This window comes from Nitrobacter sp. JJSN, from assembly GCF_051912485.1.
Classification (GTDB): domain Bacteria; phylum Pseudomonadota; class Alphaproteobacteria; order Rhizobiales; family Xanthobacteraceae; genus Nitrobacter.
The window spans coordinates 301,151-322,812 of the sequence record NZ_CP196822.1; the positions used below are offsets into that span (position 1 = coordinate 301,151).

Genomic DNA, 21,662 nt, shown 5'->3' on the forward strand with positions numbered 1-21,662 from the left:
GACAAAAATGATGCATATTATATCAATATAGTAATTCTAAATATCATACATAGAATTCTACATATGGAGATCGAGCGTTGATCACATCATTTCAGATGCGGGCAGCGCGCGCGCTCTTGGGCATTGACCAGAAGACGCTTGCCGCGCTGGCCGGAGTGTCCTTGCCGACCGTCCAGCGGATGGAAGCGAGTGAGGGGTCGGTGCGCGGCGTCGTCGGTACGCTGGTTAAGGTTGTCGACGCTTTCAATCGTGCGGGCGTCGAATTGATCGGCGAACATGCGCGCAGCGACGATGGCGGTCGGGGCGTGCGCCTGAAACAGCCAGGACCTCCGCGCCGCCCGGCTATTTGAGATTATCGGAGCTTTGCGTTGTTCCGTGATCGCGGACCGCAACCAAACTGGCGCCCGCGCCCGCGGGCCGGTCACGGGGTACTGCGTTCGCCATTCCTGCTGCTGTTCATGCTGATCAAGGGACGCAACAGGCGATTGCGCTGCGTCATTGACAGCAGCCGCGGCTTGCATGATCTCATCTGGCCGTGCCGCCTGATTGTCAGGTGCGTCATGCGACGGGACCCATGATGATAGCCGAGACCAAAGGCCGCGCTGCCTGCCTGATCGGGTGGCCCGCGGCGCATTCGCGCTCGCCGCTGATCCATCACTACTGGCTGCGCTTGCACGGAATCACAGGTGGCTACAACATCGAGGCGATTCCGCCCGAGGGCCTCGCCGAATTCATCCTGCATCTGTCGAAGCACGGCTTCGTCGGCGCCAACGTCACGATCCCGTACAAGGAGCGGGCGCTACAGCTCACCGCGCCCGACGAGCGCGCCATGGCGGTGGGCGCCGCCAACACGCTCTATTATGATGGCGAGACCCTGCGGTCCACCAATACCGACGTCGAGGGTTTCATCGGCAATCTGGATGCCGCCGCGCCGGGCTGGGATCGCATCGAGGATGCGCTGGTGCTTGGTGCCGGCGGGTCGTCGCGGGCCGTGGTGTTCGGCCTGATCGAACGCGGGATCAAGCGTATCCATCTCGCTAACCGCACGATGGAAAGGGCGCAGGCCCTTGCGGATCAGTTTGGCGCAACAGTCATGCCTCTGGCCTGGAACAAGCTCGGTGATGTGCTGCCGCAGGCCGGTCTGCTCACAAATACGACCTCGCTCGGCATGAAGGGTCAGCCGCCGCTGAATATCGACCTGGCGCTACTTCCGCCTGATGCGGTTGTCGCCGATCTGGTCTATGTTCCGCTGGAAACGCCGCTGCTGGCGGCGGCGAAGGCGCGGGGCCTCCAGACCGCCGACGGCCTCGGGATGCTATTGCATCAGGCGGTGCGCGGGTTCGAACTGTGGTTCGGGCAGCGTCCCGCGGTGACGCCTGAATTACGCGCGCTGGTCGAGGCCGATCTCCGAATACCTCATCCCACGACCTGAGATTTGTGCCGATATTTTTAACCATTCTAATCTGGCGACCAATCAACCGTCTTTGTCTTGACCCCCGGGAAAGCTTGATCCAGTTGGTAGAGCGTCATCTTGAAGCGATCATCATGTCCGATCTCGATACCAGCATCCCTGAAGCTACGCAGACCACGCCGCTCGGCCTCGCCGGGCGCGGCTTTCGCGGCCGGGTAAGCGCTATCGTGGTCAACGGCGACCACCTTGGCGTGTCGGCGATGGAAATCGAACGACGGCTTCTTGAACTTGGAATCGTCGAAGGCGTGTCGGTGCAGATCCTGCATGAAGGACCGATCGGCCGGGATCCGATCGCGGTCCGGGTCAACGGCACGACAATCGCGCTGCGCCGGCGCGAAGCCATGGCGATCATGGTGGGCGATCACGGCCCGGCGGCGAAAGCCATCGGATGACAATCATTGAAGCGAATGACTGGCGCATCGCCCTGGTTGGAACGCCCAACTGCGGCAAGACTGCCCTGTTTAATGCCCTCACGGGCAGCCGACAGAAAGTGGCCAACTACGCCGGCGTCACCGTGGAGCGGAAGTCCGGGGTTTTGCAAACTGCATCCGGCCACCGGGTCAACCTGATCGACCTGCCGGGAACCTATTCATTGCGGGGCCGCAGCCCGGACGAGGACATCACCCGCGACGTCATTCTCGGCAAGTTTGCGAGCGAGAGTCCGCCAGACTTCCTGCTCTGCGTGGCCGACGCCACCAATCTTCGCGTGGCGTTGCGCCTCGTGATCGAATTGAAGCGCGTGCACCGGCCGATGCTTTTGGTGCTGAATATGATCGACATCGCGCGGCGGCGCGGCGTCGACATTGATCTCGACAAGCTCTCTGCCGAGCTCGGCGTGCCGGTCGTGACATCGACCGCCGTGCGGCGCGGCGGCATCGACGATCTGCTGCGCCGGATCGACGACATTGCCGGCAAGCCGACCGAGGCCATCGTCGCGAGCGACTGGACGACGCCGGCCGTGTCCGACCTGCGCGTGGCGCAGCGCGAGGCCGATCGCGTGATCCGCGCCGCGGTCAGCGAGCCGGCCAAGCCCGATACCTGGACCACGCGCGTCGACGCCGTGCTGCTGCATCCGGTGTGGGGAATGGTCGCGCTGCTCCTGCTGCTGTTCGTGATGTTCCAGGCTGTGTTCGCCTGGGCTCAACCGGCGATGGAACTCATCACCCATGGTTTCGACGCGCTCGGTGCGTTCTCGGCGACCGTGCTGCCGGAAGGACTGTTGCAGAGCTTCATCCAGAATGGCGTGATCTCCGGCGTCGGCAGCGTCATCGTGTTCCTGCCGCAGATCCTCGTTCTATTTCTTTTCATTCTGCTGCTCGAAGATCTCGGCTACATGGCGCGCGCGGCCTTCCTGATGGATCGCGTCATGGGCGGCGCCGGGCTGCACGGCCGCGCTTTCATCCCGCTGTTGTCGAGCTTTGCCTGTGCGATTCCCGGGATCATGGCGACGCGGGTGATCGATAACAAGCGCGACCGGCTGACCACCATCATGGTCGCGCCGCTGATGACTTGCTCGGCGCGCATCCCGGTCTATACGCTGATTATCGCGGCCTTCGTGCCGAACCGGCCGGTGCTCGGTGTTCTGGGACTGCAGGGGCTCGTGATGTTCGGGCTTTATGCCGCGGGCATCTTCAGCGCGCTCGCGGTGTCGTTTGTGGCCAACCATTTTTTCTGGCGGGACAGCGCGACGCCGCCCTTCATGCTGGAACTGCCGGATTATAAGCTGCCGCAATTGCGCAGCGTGCTGATGAATCTCTACCAGCGCGCGATGGCATTTCTGAAGCGCGCCGGCACCACGATCTTTTCCATGATGGTTCTGATCTGGTTTCTGGCGTCGTTCCCGCGCCCGCCCGCTGGTGCCACCGAACCCGCGATCGATTTCAGTCTTGCAGCCATGATCGGCCACTGGATCGAACCGCTGCTCGCGCCGATCGGCTTCAACTGGCAGATCAGCGTCGCGCTGATTCCCGGCATGGCGGCGCGCGAGGTGGCCGTGGCCTCGCTCGGCACTGTCTATGCGATCGAGGGCGGCAAGGAGGCAGCGGAACAGATCGGTCACATGCTGGCCGGAAAATGGAGCCTCGCAACCGCGCTCGCGTTCCTCGCCTGGTATGTCTTTGCGCCGCAATGCGCCTCGACGCTCGCCGTCATCAAGCGCGAGACCGGCGGGTGGCGCTGGGTGCTGGTTACATTCTTCTACATGCTGTCGATGGCCTATCTGGCCGCGTTCGTGACCTACCGCATCGCGCTCGCGTTGGGTTGGGGCTGATCGCGGGTCCAGCGTGCGCCGCCTCCACTTTGCGCTGGCGCGGCCCTTCGGGTCGGGATCATGCTCTAAATTGCCAGCACACGGCCATCGATCTCGGCAATCGTGTTGACGCCGCACAGGCCCATGGTCACGCTCAGTTCCCTTGCGATGATGTCGAGCGCCTTGGTGACGCCCGGGCCGCCGAACGCGCCGAGGCCGTAGACATAGGCGCGGCCGATCATGCAGGACTTTGCGCCGAGCGCGAGCGCGCGCATCACGTCCTGGCCCGAGCGGATGCCGCCATCAAACATGACCTCGATTTTCGAACCGACGGCATCGACGATCTTTGGCAGCACCTCGATCGAGGATTGCGCGCCGTCGAGCTGACGGCCGCCATGGTTGGAGACCACCAGCGCTTGCGCGCCGATCTTTGCCGCTTCCCCGGCATCCTCGACGTCGAGGATGCCCTTGATGACCAGCTTGCCAGGCCAAATGCTGCGGATCCAGTCGACATCTTTCCAGCTCAGCGTCGCGTCGAACTGCTCGGCGACCCAGCCAGCCACCGAACCGAGATCGTCGACGCCTTTAACGTGGTCCGCGATGTTGCCGAAATTCCGCCGCTTGGCGCGTAGCGTGCCGATCAGCCACGACGGCTTGCTCATGAAGTCGATCATATTGGCGAGGCTGAACAGTTGCGGCGGCACGGACAGGCCGTTCTTGATGTCCTGATGACGCTGGCCCAGCACCTGAAGATCCACTGTTAGCACCAGCGCGCTGCATTTCGCCGCGATGGCGCGCTGGATCAATTCCTTCACGAAGCCCCGATCCTTCATGACGTAGAGCTGAAACCAGAACGGCTTCTCGACGCTCTCCGCCACGTCCTCGATCGAATTGATCGACATCGTGCTCAGCGTATACGGGATGCCGGCGGCTTGCGCGGCGCGGCAGGCATGGATCTCGCCGTCGCTGTACTGCATTCCGGTCGAGCCCACCGGCGCCAGGATCAGCGGCAGGTTCGCCTTCTCGCCGAGGATCGTGGTCGCGAGATCGCGCTTCGAGATATCGACCAGAATCCGCTGGCGAAACTTGATCGCCTGCAGGTCCTCGCGGTTGGCGCGGTACGTCTGCTCGGAATAGGAGCCGCAATCGACGTAGTCGAAGAACGCCTTCGGCACGCGACGCTTATGGACCTCGCGCAGATCCTCGATGCAGGTGATGCGATCCATCGACATGTTCGGACCTTCTTGTGTTCGCTGGCTTCGGCCGCCGCTCGATGAGGTTTACGCGGATATCGCAACCGCCCTCCGGTTTTTGTGCAGCCCGAAATTTGCGTGGCATGGACGTTCCGTCCGCAAAATCCGGCCTGATCTCATGTCCTAGAGGAACGGAACGCCGAATGGGCGCGTTACATTTGGTTACGGAAACGGGAGAAGGCCATGCCGAGGAGTGACGCTGCGAAGGACGACCGGACGCAAAAGACCAAGAAGGAACTGGACGAGGAGCTTGAGCGCGGGCTGAAAGGGTCGTTTCCCGGCTCCGACCCCGTGAGCGTAACCCAGCCGGCGCCCGCTAAACCGCCAAAGGAAAAGCCAGTCCGGCATTAGGGCATTTTCCGGCTAAGTGGAATCCGTTAGCTGGAAGAAGAAAATACTCTCAATTAGTAAGTTGCGCGTTTTCTGATCGCAGAACCGCACCACTTTTGCGGAACCCGCGCTAGGATCGCTCGTGTTGGCAGCTGGGCGGGACTAAAATCAGGTTCGCGAAACTGGGGATTAATCCATCTTTTCAAGGGAACACGATCATTTTGCCATCATATGCCGGTAACGATTCATTATATTTTTTGAAGTCGTTTTAGCTTTCCGGGCGTTATAAGCGGCTTCGCGCTATGCTTATCGTCCAACGATTCGGCGGACCAGCTTCAAGGCGGCGAGCACTTTAAGGCGTCGTGGGGGTAGGGATGAGCCGCAAGTATTTTGGAACCGACGGTATTCGTGGCCGCGCCAACGGCCTGATCACGCCGGAATTGGCGATGAAGGTCGGGCAGGCCGCCGGACTGGTATTCCAGCGCGGTGAGTATCGCCATCGCGTCGTTATCGGAAAGGACACCCGACTTTCCGGTTATATGATCGAGTATGCGATGGTCGCGGGCTTCACCTCGGTCGGCATGGATGTGCTGCTGCTCGGCCCGATGCCGACGCCGGCGGTAGCGATGCTGACAAAGTCGATGCGCGCCGATCTCGGCGTCATGATTTCCGCTTCGCATAACCTGTTCGAGGACAACGGGATCAAAATGTTCGGCCCGCGGGGCTTCAAGCTTTCCGACGAGGTCGAAAACAAGATCGAACAGCTACTCGACGAAAACCTTGACAGGAAACTGGCGCAGAGCGCGAGCCTCGGTCGCGCCCGCCGCATCGACGGCGTCCACGACCGCTACATCGAATTCGCCAAGCGCACGCTGCCTCGCGAACTTAGCCTCGACGGGTTGCGGGTCGTGGTCGATTGCGCCAACGGCGCCGCCTACAAGGTGGTGCCGGAGGCGCTGTGGGAACTGGGCGCGGACGTCATTCCGATCGGCGTCGAGCCCGACGGCTTCAATATCAACAAGGAATGCGGTTCCACCGCGCCGGAAGCGCTGTGCCGCAAGGTCCGCGAGATGCGCGCCGATATCGGCATCGCGCTCGATGGCGACGCCGACCGTGTCATCATCGTCGACGAACGCGGCCATGTGGTCGACGGCGATCAGCTTCTCGCCGTGATCGCGGAGAGCTGGAAGGAAGATGGCCGGCTGACCAGGCCGGGGATCGTCGCCACCGTGATGTCGAATCTTGGCCTCGAGCGATTCCTGCAAGGTCACGAGTTGTCGCTGGTACGGACGCCGGTCGGCGACCGCTACGTGCTCGAGCAGATGCTGAAACACGGCTACAACCTTGGCGGCGAGCAATCGGGCCACATCATCTTGTCCGACTATGCGACCACCGGAGACGGCTTCGTGTCCGCGCTTCAGGTGCTCGCCATGGTGCAGAAGCTGGGGCGCCCGGTCTCCGAGGTCTGCCACAAGTTCGAGCCGTTGCCGCAGATCCTGAAGAACTTCCGTTATCGCAGCGGCAAGCCGCTGGATCGTGCCGAGGTCAAGTCGGCGATTACAGCGGGCGAGAAGCGTCTCAACGGTCACGGCCGCCTGCTGGTCCGTTCCTCCGGAACCGAACCAGTGATTCGCGTGATGGGTGAGGGCGACGACCGTATCCTGGTCGAGGAAGTCGTGGACACGATCGTTTCTGCGTTGGGCGGCCCGGCGGCGGCGTGAAATCGCCGGGGCCTTGAGATCGTGCGTCCACGTTCGCGAACACCTCTTGGTGCATCCCTGCTATAAGCGATTGTTGCTGGTCGGCCGGGCGCCCGAGTCGTAACAGGCGCCGGTCGTAACAATGCGGAATCCGTTCGTGGACAAGCCCGTCATCACCTCCAAGGAAACGCTGGTCGCGCCCGTCGTGGTTCCCGGGATCGCCGAAAAGGCGGCCGCCGGTCCCGCCTATCTCGTGCTCGGCGGCATCAGCTTCTCGCATTTTCTCAACGACACCATGCAGTCGCTAATTCCTTCGGTCTATCCGATCCTGAAGGAGAACTACGCGCTCGACTTCGCCCAGATCGGAATGATCACGCTGGCATTCCAGGTGACGGCGTCGCTGCTGCAACCCGTGGTCGGCTATGTCACCGACAGGAAGGCCCAGCCGTTCTCGCTCGCCATCGGCATGGGTTCTACTTTCGTCGGATTACTGCTGCTGAGTGTGGCGCATGTCTACGGGATGATCCTTGTTTCCGCAGGACTCATCGGCCTTGGCTCTGCGGTGTTCCATCCGGAGTCCGCGCGCATCGCGCGGATGGCGTCGGGCGGCCGCTATGGATTCGCACAATCGGTTTTTCAGGTCGGCGGTAATTTCGGCGCTGCGATGGGACCGCTACTGGCGGCGCTGATTATCGTGCCGTTTGGGCAGCCGAGCATTGCTTGGTTTTCGTCGATCGCCTTCGTCGCGATCGTTCTGCTGTTTCAGATCGGCCGCTGGTACGAGCCGCGGATCGCGCCACGCAAGAGTGCCGCGCAAACCCGGTCTCCAGAGGCGCCGAGTCCCGCACGAACCGCGATCGCGCTGGCGGTCCTGATCGTGCTGGTGTTCTCGAAATTCATCTACATGTCCAGCCTGACGAGCTACTACACCTTCTATCTGATCGAGAAGTTTCACGTCTCGACGCAGATCTCGCAACTGCTGCTGTTCGTATTTCTCGGTGCGGTAGCCGTCGGAGTTTATTTCGGCGGTCCGCTCGGCGATCGCTTCGGGCGCCGCTATGTGATCTGGCTGTCGATCCTCGGGGTGCTGCCGTTCACGCTGCTGCTGCCGTTTGCAAATCTACCCGGCACCGTCGCGTTGACCGTCGTCATCGGCCTTATCATTTCGTCAGCGATGCCGGCGATCATTGTGTTCGCGCAGGAACTGATGCCGCATCGTCTCGGCATGATTTCAGGAATGTTCTTCGGTTTCGCGTTCGGCGCTGCGGGAATTGGGGCGGCGGTCCTCGGCGAAGTCGCGGACGCGAAGGGAATCGAGTTCGTCTATCAAGTCTGCGCGTTTCTGCCAGCGATCGGCCTGCTCGCGATGTTCCTGCCAAAAATGCCGAAAATCCCGCACGGGTAATCGCCACGGCGCGTCTTTTGTCAACGAACTGTTAGCAAGTGTGGCAGTGCTGCGGCTGTTTGCGTCGCAGCCCTTGTTGCCTTCGAAAAAAAGGTCACTGAATATCAACCTTAAAAATTAGGGTTAAGCGGCGCTTAAATATTTGGTGTCATCGTCCCTTCGATTTCGGAAGTGGGGCCTCGCCTGCCTCACCGGACAAAGGGACGAAGCCGATGCGTAGGGTTAGATTTCTCGTTGCCGCCGGAGCGGTGTCACTGTTGTCATCGGCCGCATTCGCCGCCGACATGCCTCTCGCGCCACCCCCGCAGTACGCCCCGGTCGCGGAATTTGGTGGCTGGTATCTGCGGGGCGATATCGGCATGAGCAGCCAGAGCGTCAAGAATCTCGACAATGCTCTCTACAGTACGTTGACGTCGCTCAACCAGCGCACCGGATTCGACAGCGCAGGCATTTACGGTGTCGGCGTCGGTTATCAGTTCAACAACTGGTTCCGCGGCGACATCACCGGTGAATATCGCGGCAAGTCGAACTTCCACGGCCTCGACATCATCACCTTCGACAATGGCGGCGCGCCGGGCTTTGGCTCCGATACCTATACCGGCAGCAAATCCGAATGGCTGTTCCTCGCCAACGGCTATGTCGATCTCGGCACCTGGTATTGCGTCACCCCGTTCATCGGCGCCGGCGTCGGCATGTCGCGCAATACGATCTCTAATTTTGTCGATCAGGGCGTCGGCTCACTCTTCCCGCCCGGAAACGGCATCGGGCCGAGCCTGGCTTACGGCGACACCGCGTCGAAGTGGAATTTCGCCTGGGCGCTCCATGCGGGTCTCGCTTACAAGGTCACCAACAACCTGACGCTGGAAATGTCGTATCGCTACGTCAATCTCGGCAACGGCGGGACGGGCGATCTCAGGGCGTTTGACGGAACCAACAACGTTTACAACCCGATGCAATTCCACGACATCACATCGCAGGACGTGCGGTTCGGCATGCGCTGGAGTTTCGATGCGCCGGTGTATGCGCCTCCGCCGCCGCTGGTCACCAAGGGCTGAGCCCATTTTCTCCTAACGGTTCTTAACGGCGCGGGTGTTTCCCGCGCCGTTTTGTTTTGTGCGTTGCTTATGCGGTCGCGTTTCCGGCGGCTGCGGCGGGTCGGGATTTTGTCGACAATGTGGATCAATGGCGCTGCGCGACAACGATTGGTTAAGGTTAACAGGCGATGATTGCTGCGTAACCAAGTTGTGTCGATGGAGCGTTACGATGCGCAGACTTCTGCTGGCGGCGGTAATTTTCGGAACGGTGCAGGGCGCATATGCAGCCGACATGCCCGACCTTCCGGTTCTGCGCGGATCGTACTCCGATGGCCTCAGCACGGTGCGGACGGTGTGGCAGGGCTATTACATCGGCGGGCAAGCGAGTTACGGCTCGGTAACGTCCAAGCCGTCTCCCTCGCTGAACAGCGATCTCCAAAGCACAGTGGTCCCGGCGGCTGGGGGCTCCTATCCATGGCAGCCGCTTGGCACGGCTTCGGCAAATGATGTGGGGTGGGGCGCTTTCTTCGGCTACAACTCGCAGTGGGACGACGTGGTGGTCGGTATCGAGGGCAACTACATTCACAGCGGTCTGAATGCCGTTACATCGTCGACCGGCTATTTTCCGTCCGGCGGAGTTCCGACAGTCATGACGGCGACATCCAACGCGACAATCCGATCGACGGATTTCGGTTCTGCCCGATTGCGCGCGGGCTATATCATTGACTGCTTCCTGCCTTATGCGTTTATTGGAGGCGGCATGGGCAGCCAGACCGTCGACCGGAGCGTTGCTGCGACTCCGCTGCCGTACATGGCGTTGCCGACCTTGCAGACGAGCGCCACAAAGACCAGCCTCGTCTACGGTTATTCCGCGGGCATCGGCGTGGATGTGATGTTGATGGCCGGTCTGTTTCTGCGCGCCGAATATGAATATCAGCGAGTGACGTCGACGGTCGAGTCGAACATCAACAGCGCGCGCGTCGGCGTCGGCTACAAGTTCTGACAGCGAACGCGCACCGGGGGCTTCCCGCCTTCTGCGTGTTCAACGCCTGCGCGGCTCGGATTCGCGGCGAGCCAGGTTGGCGTGATGGCGCAGTTCTAGTGCGCATTCCCGCGCTCCCAGATTGTCGGTCTGTTTTTGCGGTAAGGGAACCGGAACGGTGATGAATGCTGCCCGTTGATTCCGTCAATAACGATGGAGCAACGCATGCAAACCCGATTGACCTTTTTCGCGCTTGTCGCGGCGACGTTCATCAGTTTGTTGGCACTGAGCGCCTATGCCGCGGGTGTAGGCGGCACTGGTTCGGCCGGAGGCGGGTCCTCAACCACCGCCACGCAGGCACCGGTCTGAACAGGTCGCGAGGCATCACGATAGGCACCGGTCTCAACTGGTGAAGCCTGTCCAACTCTTGATCTCATCTTCCGGCCGCGTATGGGCGCGGCGTCGGGCGGGCCGACGCATCGTCAATCGCGCGTGATCGTCCGGAAAATTCTTGACGAAATCGGGTCTTTCCCATATTGGCAGCGGCGGGACACCTCCCCCCAACGGGAGGCTTGCTATCTGGAAGGATAGATTATGACCGTTGCGAAGCCCGCTTCGCGGCCGACTGTGCCGCATTTCTCCTCCGGCCCCTGTGCCAAGCGCCCCGGCTGGACTCCCCAAAATCTCAAGGACGCAGCTCTCGGCCGCTCGCATCGCGCGAAGATCGGCAAGACCAAGCTCAAGCTGGCCATCGACCTGACGCGCGAGGTTTTGGAAATTCCGGCCGACTACAGGATCGGTATCGTGCCGGCGTCGGATACCGGCGCGGTCGAGATGGCGCTGTGGTCGCTGCTCGGCGCGCGCGCCGTCACCATGATCGCCTGGGAATCATTCGGCGAAGGCTGGGTCACAGACGTCGTCAAGCAGTTGAAGCTGAAGGACGTCACCACGCTGAAGGCCGGCTACGGCGAAATTCCCGACCTCACCAAGGCCGATCCGAAGTCCGATATCGTCTTCACATGGAACGGCACCACCTCCGGCGTGCGCGTACCGAACGCCGACTGGATCAAGGCCGACCGTGAAGGTCTGACCATCTGCGACGCTACCTCAGCTGCGTTCGCGCAATCGCTTGATTGGGCCAAGCTCGATGTCGTCACCTTCTCCTGGCAGAAGGCGCTGGGCGGCGAGGGCGCGCACGGCATGCTGATCCTCAGCCCGCGCGCCGTGGCGCGGCTTGAAAGCTACACGCCGCCATGGCCGATGCCCAAGATCTTCCGCATGACCAGCGGTGGCAAGCTGATCGACGGCATCTTCGCTGGCGAGACCATCAACACGCCGTCGATGCTGTGCGTCGAGGACTATCTCGATGCGCTCAATTGGGCGAAGTCGGTCGGCGGCCTCAAGGGGCTGATGGCGCGCGCCGATGCCAACGCCAAGGTGCTCGCCGACTGGAAGGCAAAAACGCCGTGGATCGATTTCCTGGCGAAGGATCCGGCGATCCGCTCCAACACTTCGGTGTGTCTGAAGGTCATTGATCCCGAGATCACATCGTTGTCCGCGGAAGCGCAAGCCGATTTCGCCAAGAAGCTCGTTGCCGCGATTGAGAAGGAAGGCGCGGGCTACGATTTCGGGTACTACCGCGATGCGCCGCCGGGCCTGCGCATCTGGTGCGGCGCCACGGTGGAGGCAAGCGACGTCGCGCTGCTGACGCAGTGGATCGACTGGGCTTTCGCCGAGACCAAGGCCTCGCTCGCCAAGGCGGCGTAAGCGTCTTTCTTCTCTCTCCCCTTGCGGGAGAGGGTGCTGAGCGGCGGAGCCGCGAAGCGGGTGAGGGGTTCAAGGTCTCACTGCTTCACCCTCACCCGGCTCGATCTCGCTTCACTCGATCTCGCCACCCTCTCCCGCAAGGTGAGAGGGTTCGCAGCACATCCGCTCCTCACTTTGTTGCAGGAAACTCAAAATGACCAAACCCAAGGTTCTCATTTCCGACGCGCTGTCGCCCGCCGCCGTGCAGATCTTCAAGGATCGCGGCATCGAGGTCGATTTCCAGCCTGCGCTTGGCAAGGATAAGGACAAGCTCGCCGAAATCATCGGTAACTACGACGGCCTTGCCATCCGCTCCGCCACCAAGGCTACCGCGAAGATTCTCGCCAATGCCAAAAAGCTGAAGGTGATCGGTCGCGCCGGCATCGGCGTCGACAACGTCGAGATTCCCGCAGCGACGGCCAAGGGCATCATCGTGATGAACACGCCGTTCGGCAATTCGATCACGACCGCCGAACATGCGATCACCCTGATGCTGGCGCTGGCGCGCGAAATTCCCGCCGCCGATGCCTCGACCCAGGCCGGCAAGTGGGAGAAGAACCGCTTCATGGGCGTCGAGATCACCGGCAAGACGCTGGGCGTGATCGGCTGCGGCAATATCGGCTCGATCGTCGCGGACCGCGCGCTCGGCCTGAAGATGAAAGTGATTGCGTTTGATCCGTTCCTGTCGCCGGAGCGGGCCAAGGATCTCGGCGTGGAGAAGGTCGAACTTGATGATCTGTTCAAGCGCGCCGACTTCATCACGCTGCATACGCCGCTGACCGACAAGACTCGCAACATCATCGACGCTACAGCCATTGCCAAGATGAAGAAGGGCGTCCGTATCATCAACTGCGCGCGTGGCGGCTTGGTGGACGAGCAGGCGCTGGTCGATGCGCTCAACGCCAAGCAGGTCGCAGGAGCGGCATTCGACGTGTTTGTTGAGGAGCCGGCCACCAAGAACGTGCTGTTCGGCCATCCCAACGTGATCTGCACGCCGCATCTCGGCGCCTCCACCACGGAAGCGCAGGAGAACGTGGCGTTGCAGGTCGCCGAGCAGATGTCGGACTATCTGCTCACCGGTGCGATCACCAACGCCCTCAACTTCCCCTCGATCACGGCGGAAGAAGCGCCGAAGCTGAAGCCGTTTGTCGAGCTTGCGGAAAAGCTCGGCTCGTTTGCCGGTCAGCTCACGGAGACCGGAATTTCAAAGGTGACCATTACCTATGAGGGGCATGTCGCCGAAATGAAGATCAAGGCGCTGACTTCGGCGGCGCTGTCGGGCCTGCTGCGGCCGATGCTGGGCGACGTCAACGTCGTGTCTGCGCCCGTCGTCGCCAAGGAGCGTGGCATGGTGGTGGATGAGGTCGTGCGCGCCGCGCAGAGCGACTATGAAAGCCTCATCACGGTAACGGTCGCCACCGAGCGGCAGGAGCGTTCGGTGTCGGGAACGGTCTACGCCGATGGTCAGCCGCGCCTCGTCGACGTCAAGGGCATCCGCGTCGATGCCGAGTTCGGCAAGTCGATGATCTACGTCACCAACGAGGACAAGCCGGGCTTCATCGGCAAGTTCGCCTCGCTGCTCGGCGACGCGGGCGTCAACATTGCGACCTTCAATCTCGGCCGCAACAAGCAGGGCGGCGACGCCATCGCGCTGGTCGAGATCGATGGCGCAGTGCCTCCGGACGTGCTCGCCAAGGTACAGACCCTGCCGCAGGTCAAGCAGGCCAAGGCGCTGACGTTCTAGAGCGGGATAAGGTTTGTTTGAATCGTGATGCCCGGCTTTGTGCCGGGCATCCACGCGGCCTTTGCGAACCCGGTTTCCAAGACTGCGCGATTCTTGCGACCTCGTACCGGGCGGAGAGCGCGGGCGCGGTGGTCAGGCGGCGCCCCTTGGTAGTTCCATAAACGTTACTCGAATTTGAGGCCGCCCGGCTCACCTTTGCCGGAGGAGCGGTGTAGCATGTGCCGATGTCGGTGTGATCGCGGACGAACGAGACATGACTGAGTCTTTGCATCGGATCGAGCCGTGGCCGGAATTGCCCTATGCCGCATGGCGCGACACCTGCGAGACCTTGCAGTTATGGACGCAAATCGTCGGCAAGGTCCGGCTTGTCCGTACGCCATGGCTCAATCATTCCTGGCACGTGACGTTGTATGTCACCGCGCGCGGGTTGACGACGTCGCCAATTCCAGATGGCGCGCGCACCTTCCAGATCGATTTCGATTTTCTCGATCATGTCCTGGTCATCGCGACCAGCGACGGCGCACGGCGGCAATTGCCGTTGAAGCCGCAACCGGTCGCCGCCTTCTATGCCGCCGTGATCGCGGCGCTGGCCGATCTCGGCATCATGGTGACGATCGATGACATGCCGAACGAAATCGCGGATGCGATCCGCTTCCGTGACGACCAGCAGCACGCCTCGTACGACGCGGCCGCGGCGCAGCGTTTCTGGCGCGTGCTGGCGAGCACCGATCGTGTCTTCAGGCAGTTCCGCACGGCCTTCCTCGGCAAGTGCAGTCCGGTGCATTTCTTCTGGGGCAGCTTCGATCTCGCGGTGACGCGATTTTCCGGCCGCCGCGCGCCGCCGCATCCCGGCGGCATTCCCCATCTTCCGGACGATGTCGCGCGCGAAGCCTATTCGCACGAAGTGAGCAGCGCAGGCTTCTGGCCCGGTGGTGGCGCGATCGATTATCCGGCGTTCTATTCCTACGCGTATCCCGCGCCGGATGGCTTTGCGTCGGCGCGCGTCCGGCCGGATGCGGCCTTCTTCAGCAAGGACCTTGGTGAATTTTTGCTGCCGTATGATGCGGTACGCAGCGCACCGTCGCCGGACGATGCGCTGCTGCAATTCTTGCAGACAACCTATGAAGCAGCCGCGGATGCTGCCAAGTGGGATCGTGCCGCGCTGGAATGCGCGCAGGGCAAGCCGCGCCAGCCGCGTCGGATCGCGTAGCATCGCTTCAGGCGACTAGTGGAGTGGATTTGACATTCGCTGCCCACTCGACCGCTGGCTCCGGAGGCGAATGTCAAATCCAAAACTCCACTAGAACCTAATATTTTCTGGTGGTCTTTTGATTCTAACATTCGCAAAGGCGCTCGCTGAAACGGGATACGAATGTTAGAATCGGACCACTAGGTCCGCAACGATTGCCTTCAGTGCCTTGCTGGCCTCAACGGGATCGAGCTGGATCTGCAGGCCGCGCTGTCCGCCATTGATGAAGACTTTTGTCTCGCCGAGCGCCGCCGCCTCGATCGCGGTCGGTACGCGCTTCTTCTGCCCGAACGGGCTGATGCCGCCGACATGATAGCCGGTGAGCCGTTCGGCGTCGGCCGGCCGCATCATCTTCGCCGCCTTGCCGCCGAACGCGCTCGCGAGCTTCTTCATGCTGACTTCGCAATCCGACGGCACGACGACGCAGACCGGCTTGCCGTCGACCTCTGCCATCAACGTCTTGAGCACGCGGCCTGGTTCGGCGCTGAGCGCCGCGGCAGCCTGCAGGCCGATGCTGTCGGCGTCCGGATCGTAGTCGTAGCTGTGTAGCGTGAAGGCCACGCCGAGTTGTGCCAGCGCCTGCGTCGCACGCGTGGGTTTTGACATTGCGGTCCGACCCTGCTGTTCTGATCGCCATGTGCTGCGAGAAATTTCGAGCGGTTGTTTGCCATGAAAAGGACATGCGGGAAATCCCTCCGCGCTGGCGGCGTCCGACCATGAACGAGTCGTCTGATGGATAAGTCCGGTCCGCAAAACGATCCCGAACCGGGAGGGAGCCGCCGCGGCGCGCTGGTCGGGCTGCTCATCGCGGCCATCCTGCTGGTGGTAGGCCTCTGGCTCGCGCGCGAGCTCAGGTCTGCGAGCCAGATCCAGGACTGCGTGATGTCGGGCCGCTCCAATTGCGAACCGATCGACGTGCCTGCGCGATAGGGCGGATGTCCTCCTATCCGAGAAGTATCACTTCATCAGCGCGCGAACCTCGTCGCGCAGCGCCTGCCGCGAACCGTCGTGCGAATAGAACATGTGGCCGCCGGGATAGACCACGAGCCTGACGCGGTCGCGGGAGCCGAAGGTCGGCAGTTGATCGAGACGGATCTGGGAAGCGAAATACGGCGTGGCCAGGTCGAACAGCCCGTGTGCGACCAGCAGCCTGAATTTGGGGTCAGCGGCGAGCAGCTCACGGATGTCGGATACCGACTCGACGGAATTCCGGTGCTTGCCGAAATCCCATTCGCGGTTGACGGTGCGGCTGAGCAGTTCATAGGAACCCTTCGGACGCCAGTTCAGCTTATGCGCATGGAGCTCGAACGCCGCCGATGTCAGCGCGGTCAGCAACGGCTCCTCCGAGGGATCATTGAAGTCGCTGGCACTTGAGTCCGGATAGGGATCGAACCCGAGCACTGACGCGTCGTAGCGTCCGGTCACCTTGCCGTTACGGCGGTCGAAGGCGCGGCGGAATTCGCTGACGTCGAATCGCCCGGCAAGGCGACGACTCTCCGCCTGATCGATTCCTGTCAACGTCGCGAAGCGGTCGGCAAGCCGCCGCGTCGCCTCCGCATCGGCCTGCCCCTTGACGAGGTCGGTCAGGAATTCGCCTTGTGCATAGGATTCGACGTCGGCCATATCTGCGTGGGTCAGCGTTCCGCCCTTCTCGTTCCCCCGCGCGACCGCCGCCATGCTCGGAAGGCTCGCCACGAACCGGGTCAGCCCGGTGCCCAGCACGTCGCCGAAGTCCAGCGCCGGCGAGATCAGAACCAGTCCGTTGACGGCGATGCCTTGCCGTGTCTGCAGGTTGCGGACGATCTTTGGCCCGCGAATGCCGCCATAGCTTTCGCCGGTGATGAATTTCGGCGACTGCATCCGATCGGCTTTCTCCAGCCAGCGGCGGATCACCAGCGCGATCGAGGCGACATCGCCGTCGACCGTGAAGAAGCGTTTCTTCGCCTCGTCGCCGCGGGCGACCATGCGGCTGTAGCCGGTGCCGAGCGGATCGATGAAGACGAGGTCGGTGAAGTCGAGCCAGGTTTCGGCATTTGGTTCGAGCGCCGGCAGGGCGGAGGAATCCGCGATCGCGCGGTCCATCGCGATGCGCCATGGGCCGTTACTGCCGAATTGCAGCCACGCGGAGGACGCGCCGGGACCGCCGTTGAACACGAAGGTCACCGGACGGCTGCGGGGATCGGTGCCGTCGAGCTGATAGGCCGTGGTTGCGATGTCCGCCTGCGCTTCGCCCTTGTCGTCGAAAATACGAATCGAACCAGCGGTTGCCGTGAAGGCCAGCGTGCGGCCAGGCAGCGCCAGCTTGTGACTGGTGGTCGAGTCCGGCGGCAGATGACGGTCGTTGGCTGTTGCGGCAGGACCGCCGTGAGCGTTATCGCCGCCGCCCTTCGAATCGGGCTGCGTCGCCTCTGCCTGATGCGATGGCGCGCCGGGCGCCGCGTCGTCGGCATGAGCGGCGGAGGCAAGCAGCAGCGCCAGCAGCATCGCTCCGAGGCAGGCATGGCGGGATAGTGGACCGGGCATCTGCTGCTTCTCCTGTTCGTCTGGCTGTTTGAGCGGCAATCCGAGCTCTTAACCGTCAAGCGTTGCCTGAAACTGTGGCGGCACTGGAGCTTGCGCAAGCGGGCGGCCGTATCGGGTCCTGGCACGGAGAACACGTTGTGGTGCAGGGGAGGCGGGCGGTTTATCGCAGCGCCGTGACGTCGCCGCCAGACCGAGCAGGAGGCGAAGGCTGCGGCGCGGCCCGCGTTTGGATTTTCAGGGCGAATCAATGGTTTGGATGCGGTTTCGAGACCATTTGGCGGCCGTTCCGGCTTGCGTCCACGGCACGCATCCTTTATCCGATGGGACGCCTCGCATGCTGGCGGCCCGTATTGCGTCTGTCGTGTTTCGGCTAGCGTGGTGGTCCGGAAGTTCGCTTCATTTTCGCTGCGAGCGTTTCAAGCGAACTTCTGAGCCCGAACCACACTACAATCATGAGTTGCCAGTGTTCTTCGAATCCGACGTTCGCTACGCAAGGCGCTGGATAGACACGCCTCACTTTTGCAAGGAATACCCGCGGAAATGACCAATGTTGTCGTCGTCGGTGCCCAATGGGGCGACGAGGGAAAGGGCAAGATCGTCGACTGGTTGTCGGAGCAGGCGGATATCGTCGTCCGCTTCCAGGGCGGCCATAACGCCGGTCATACGCTCGTCATCGACGGCAACACCTACAAGCTGGCGCTGCTGCCCTCCGGCGTCGTGCGCTCGTCGAAACTGTCGATTATCGGCAACGGCGTCGTGTTCGATCCTCAGGCGTTCGTTGCCGAGGTCGAGAAGCTGAAAGGGCAGGGCGTCAAAATCGGCCCCGATAACCTGCGTGTCGCCGAGAACGTCACGCTGATTCTACCTCTGCATCGCGAACTGGACTCCTTGCGCGAGAACGCGAGCGCTGCGACGGCGATCGGCACCACCCAGCGCGGCATCGGTCCCGCCTATGAGGACAAGGTCGGCCGCCGCGCCATTCGCCTGATGGACCTCGCCGACCCGCAGACGCTGCCGCACAAGATCGAGCGGCTGCTTACCCATCACAACGCACTGCGCCGCGGCCACGGCATCGCGGAAGTGGATAGCGGCGCGCTTCTGCAGGATCTCGCCGCAATTGCGCCGCGGGTGCTGCCCTATGCTGACAGCGTGTGGAATCTGCTCGATCACAAGCGCCGCGAAGGCAAGCGTATCCTGTTCGAAGGCGCGCAAGGCGCGTTGCTGGACGTCGATCACGGCACCTACCCTTACGTCACCTCCTCCAACACGGTCGCAGCCCAGGCCGCCACCGGCACCGGCATGGGGCCGAGCGCGCTCGGCTACGTGCTTGGCATCTGCAAGGCCTACACCACGCGCGTTGGACAGGGTCCATTCCCAACGGAACTGCACGATGAGATCGGCGAATTGATCGGCCAGCGCGGCAAGGAGTTCGGCGTCAACACCGGGCGCAAGCGGCGCTGCGGCTGGTTCGATGCCGTGCTGGTTCGGCAGACTGTCCGTACCAGCGGCATCCACGGCCTGGCGCTGACAAAGCTCGACATCCTTGATGGCTTCGACACCATCGAGGTCTGCACCGGCTACAGGCTCGACGGCAAGGAGATCGACCATCTGCCGGCCGGAGAGGGGGCGCAGGCCCGCATCGAGCCGGTCTACGAGACCATCGAGGGCTGGAAGGAGCCGACCGCCAACGCTCGTTCATGGGCGGACCTGCCGGCCCAGGCCATAAAATATGTTCGCCGAATCGAGGAACTAGTTGGCTGCCCGGTGGCGCTGCTCTCCACGAGCCCCGAGCGCGAGGACACCATTTTGGTGCAGAACCCGTTCGAGGCTTAACGAGACGATGTTACGGGAATACGTTCAAGGTTAAATGTTTGCGGCATTGAAGAGATATGGCTGACTATTACCCGCTGATCGCGCGCGCCATCGCCGGACTGGACGCCACTGCGCCCGGCGAGCAGAGGCGTGCGCTCTATGAGCGGGCACGGACGGCGCTGATCGCGCAGCTCCGCAGCGTCGAACCGCCTTTAAGCGAATCCGAGATCACACGCGAGCGGCTGTCGCTGGAAGAGGCCGTGCGCAAGGTCGAGTCCGAGGCCGCCCAGCGCGCCCGCGAAGCCTCGCGTGGCAGCGGTTCGCGCTCGGGCGATGCTTTCCGCGCTTCGACCCGCGCGGCGATGAAGTCGCAGGACCCAGCCGCGCCGTCGCCGCCGCACGTCCGCCCGCGCGCCAATGTGACGCCTCAACCGCGCAACCTGCGCGCCGACCCGCCCCCCGGTCCGCCGCCGTCGTGGCGGCCGCCCGCGCCGCCGAGTCCAATGCAGGATGCGCCGTCGCCGCCACCCGCCCGCGAGCGGCAGGGCCAGGGCCAGCCTCGCCGCAATCCCGAGTCCGATCGTCCGCCCCCGCCGCCGGTTCCGGGCTTCCGCGATGTCACTGCGGATGCCGACGATCTCGGCCGCGCCGCGGCGCAAGCCAGCCGCTCGGCCCGCCGCACCTACGCCAACGTACCCTCGCCGTCACCCGAATTCGACCGGCTGGAGCCGAGCCTCGAGGATCGCGGTGCGTTCGAGGGGGCATATCCTTACAATGAATCCTCTGGCCAGGCCGGGGACGACCAGCCGCCGCCCTTACCGCGTTCGTGGCCGCAACCCGGCCGCGACAAGCCGAAGCGTGTGTTCGGCGGCGGCTTTCCTTTCAAGAGCGCGATCGCCGTCGGCCTTGTGCTGATTCTTGCGGGTGCCGGCATTGTCTGGGGCCCGAAGGCGGTCTCGACGGTGAGCGGGCTGTTCGGTTCGTCACCGGACCGGACCGCCGAGACACCGAAGCCGACGACGCCGGGGCCAAAACCGAAGATCACCGATCGCGTCGGTCAGCCGTCGTCATCCGAAACGGTGGCACCGGTGGCGCAGCGCGTTGTGCTGTATGACGAGGATCCGTCTGACCCCAAGGGCAAGCAGTATGTCGGGTCGGTGGTGTGGCGCACCGAGGAGGTGAAGGGCGCAGCCGGCAAGACGCCGGAGATCGCCGTGCGCGCCGACATCGACATTCCCGAACGCAAGTTCAAGATGACGATGTCGTTCCGCCGCAACACTGACACCTCGCTGCCGGCGAGTCATACTGCGGAGCTGACCTTTGTGCTGCCGCAGGATTTTGACGGCGGCGGCGTTTCAAACGTGCCTGGCATCCTGATGAAGTCGAACGAGCAGGCGCGCGGCACGCCGCTGGCGGGACTCGCCGTCAAGGTCACCGACGGCTTCTTCCTTGTCGGACTGTCCAACGTCGAGTCGGACCGCGCGCGCAATCTCCAGCTTCTGAAGGAGCGCTCATGGTTCGACGTGCCTCTGGTTTATGCCAACCAGCGTCGCGCCATCATCGCTATCGAGAAGGGCGCGCCCGGCGAGCGCGCGTTCAACGAGGCCTTCACCGCCTGGGGCGAGTAGCCTTCACCGCGTGACGCCCAAGCTTCATTTTTGAAGGAAGCGCATTCTCAGAGCACTGCACACTTCCCCTCCCGCTTGCGGGAGAGGTTAAGAGTCGCTCGCGACATCGCAGCAAGTTGCGGCAGGTTCGTGATAACCCGCGCTTGTAGCGTTTTCGAGCGAAGTGGATATCGGTTCGCGTAAAGAAAACGCGTCAAATCAAAATCATAGGGCCCCGCCTCTGATTCCATCAGAAGCGGAAAGGCTCTAGGCAGTGCCTTCCTCGCCTGCGCGCACCGTCACGTCCATCAGGTGATGCGCGTCGGTGATGCCGTCGGCGGCATTGCGCACGAGGGTCTCGGCCATCTTCGCTTTGGTCGCCGGGGTGCGGTGCTCAGGTCCGATCTGCTCGACCGCGATGTCGAGCAACTCGCGCAGGTGTGCGACATACTCGGCGTCAAATTTTTGCGGCGGAACCTGACTCATGCAAAGCGCTCC

The 21,662-nt window shown here is 62.6% G+C and carries 19 protein-coding genes; 15 read left to right on the forward strand and 4 right to left on the reverse strand.

The window, feature by feature from the left end; genetic code table 11:
* The first annotated feature begins 77 nt into the window (after positions 1-77).
* From ACSZOQ_RS01465 to feoB, 4 genes are all read left to right on the forward strand, one after another.
* A complete protein-coding gene (locus tag ACSZOQ_RS01465) occupies positions 78-350 on the forward strand; it encodes a helix-turn-helix domain-containing protein (RefSeq protein WP_439924345.1) in 273 nt (90 codons plus the stop codon).
* Positions 351-580: 230 nt separating this feature from the next.
* Positions 581-1,432 carry a shikimate dehydrogenase gene (locus ACSZOQ_RS01470; RefSeq protein WP_439925909.1) on the forward strand — a complete coding sequence of 284 codons (852 nt, stop codon included), beginning with the start codon at positions 581-583 and terminating at the stop codon, positions 1,430-1,432.
* A 113-nt stretch (positions 1,433-1,545) separates the two neighbouring features.
* On the forward strand, positions 1,546-1,863 hold the full coding sequence (locus ACSZOQ_RS01475) for a FeoA family protein (RefSeq protein ID WP_439924346.1): 318 nt from the start codon (positions 1,546-1,548) through the stop codon (positions 1,861-1,863).
* Complete coding sequence (feoB, locus tag ACSZOQ_RS01480) at positions 1,860-3,740, forward strand: ferrous iron transporter B (RefSeq protein ID WP_439924347.1); 1,881 nt, start codon at positions 1,860-1,862, stop codon at positions 3,738-3,740. Before ACSZOQ_RS01475 ends, feoB begins: the two co-directional genes overlap by 4 nt.
* A 65-nt stretch (positions 3,741-3,805) precedes the next feature.
* On the opposite strand, the gene ACSZOQ_RS01485 is transcribed toward feoB, so the two are convergent.
* On the reverse strand, positions 3,806-4,945 hold the full coding sequence (locus tag ACSZOQ_RS01485; protein ID WP_439925910.1) for an alpha-hydroxy acid oxidase: 1,140 nt from the start codon (positions 4,943-4,945) through the stop codon (positions 3,806-3,808).
* A 210-nt stretch (positions 4,946-5,155) separates the two neighbouring features.
* Here ACSZOQ_RS01485 and ACSZOQ_RS01490 point away from each other — a divergent pair, with 210 nt between their 5' ends.
* The 8 genes from ACSZOQ_RS01490 (at position 5,156) to ACSZOQ_RS01525 (ending at position 15,183) form a co-directional block, all read left to right on the forward strand.
* Positions 5,156-5,323 carry a hypothetical protein gene (locus tag ACSZOQ_RS01490; protein WP_439924348.1) on the forward strand — a complete coding sequence of 56 codons (168 nt, stop codon included), beginning with the start codon at positions 5,156-5,158 and terminating at the stop codon, positions 5,321-5,323.
* A gap of 353 nt (positions 5,324-5,676) precedes the next feature.
* Positions 5,677-7,023 (forward strand): phosphoglucosamine mutase, encoded by a 1,347-nt coding sequence (gene glmM / locus ACSZOQ_RS01495; protein WP_439924349.1) that lies wholly within the window; start codon positions 5,677-5,679, stop codon positions 7,021-7,023.
* Between the two features lie 136 nt (positions 7,024-7,159).
* The gene (locus ACSZOQ_RS01500; RefSeq protein WP_439924350.1) at positions 7,160-8,407 is read left to right on the forward strand and encodes an MFS transporter; all 1,248 of its coding nucleotides are present in this window, start codon (positions 7,160-7,162) and stop codon (positions 8,405-8,407) included.
* 212 nt (positions 8,408-8,619) lie between these two features.
* On the forward strand, positions 8,620-9,462 hold the full coding sequence (locus ACSZOQ_RS01505) for an outer membrane beta-barrel protein (protein WP_439924351.1): 843 nt from the start codon (positions 8,620-8,622) through the stop codon (positions 9,460-9,462).
* A gap of 208 nt (positions 9,463-9,670) precedes the next feature.
* Positions 9,671-10,444, forward strand: a complete 774-nt coding sequence (locus ACSZOQ_RS01510) for an outer membrane protein (RefSeq protein WP_439924352.1) — start codon at positions 9,671-9,673, stop codon at positions 10,442-10,444.
* Between the two features lie 573 nt (positions 10,445-11,017).
* Entirely contained in the window at positions 11,018-12,190 is a 1,173-nt protein-coding gene (locus ACSZOQ_RS01515; protein ID WP_439924353.1) for a phosphoserine transaminase, read from the forward strand.
* A 193-nt stretch (positions 12,191-12,383) separates the two neighbouring features.
* Entirely contained in the window at positions 12,384-13,973 is a 1,590-nt protein-coding gene (serA, locus tag ACSZOQ_RS01520; protein ID WP_439924354.1) for a phosphoglycerate dehydrogenase, read from the forward strand.
* Positions 13,974-14,226: 253 nt separating this feature from the next.
* Positions 14,227-15,183, forward strand: a complete 957-nt coding sequence (locus tag ACSZOQ_RS01525; protein ID WP_439924355.1) for a DUF5996 family protein — start codon at positions 14,227-14,229, stop codon at positions 15,181-15,183.
* Between the two features lie 165 nt (positions 15,184-15,348).
* Here ACSZOQ_RS01525 and ybaK read toward each other — a convergent pair whose 3' ends face one another.
* On the reverse strand, positions 15,349-15,828 hold the full coding sequence (gene ybaK / locus ACSZOQ_RS01530) for a Cys-tRNA(Pro) deacylase (protein WP_439924356.1): 480 nt from the start codon (positions 15,826-15,828) through the stop codon (positions 15,349-15,351).
* A 126-nt stretch (positions 15,829-15,954) separates the two neighbouring features.
* Between ybaK and ACSZOQ_RS01535 the strand changes: the two genes are divergently transcribed.
* The gene (locus ACSZOQ_RS01535; protein WP_439924357.1) at positions 15,955-16,152 is read left to right on the forward strand and encodes a DUF2273 domain-containing protein; all 198 of its coding nucleotides are present in this window, start codon (positions 15,955-15,957) and stop codon (positions 16,150-16,152) included.
* Between the two features lie 27 nt (positions 16,153-16,179).
* Here ACSZOQ_RS01535 and ACSZOQ_RS01540 read toward each other — a convergent pair whose 3' ends face one another.
* Positions 16,180-17,745, reverse strand: coding sequence for a S10 family peptidase (locus ACSZOQ_RS01540; protein WP_439925912.1), 1,566 nt, complete (start codon positions 17,743-17,745; stop codon positions 16,180-16,182).
* Positions 17,746-18,285: 540 nt separating this feature from the next.
* Between ACSZOQ_RS01540 and ACSZOQ_RS01545 the strand changes: the two genes are divergently transcribed.
* The gene (locus ACSZOQ_RS01545; RefSeq protein ID WP_439924358.1) at positions 18,286-19,578 is read left to right on the forward strand and encodes an adenylosuccinate synthase; all 1,293 of its coding nucleotides are present in this window, start codon (positions 18,286-18,288) and stop codon (positions 19,576-19,578) included.
* Positions 19,579-19,634: 56 nt separating this feature from the next.
* Positions 19,635-21,185, forward strand: coding sequence for a hypothetical protein (locus ACSZOQ_RS01550; RefSeq protein ID WP_439924359.1), 1,551 nt, complete (start codon positions 19,635-19,637; stop codon positions 21,183-21,185).
* Between the two features lie 246 nt (positions 21,186-21,431).
* Here ACSZOQ_RS01550 and ACSZOQ_RS01555 read toward each other — a convergent pair whose 3' ends face one another.
* Positions 21,432-21,650, reverse strand: a complete 219-nt coding sequence (locus ACSZOQ_RS01555) for a hypothetical protein (RefSeq protein ID WP_439924360.1) — start codon at positions 21,648-21,650, stop codon at positions 21,432-21,434.
* Between the last annotated feature and the right edge of the window lie 12 nt (positions 21,651-21,662).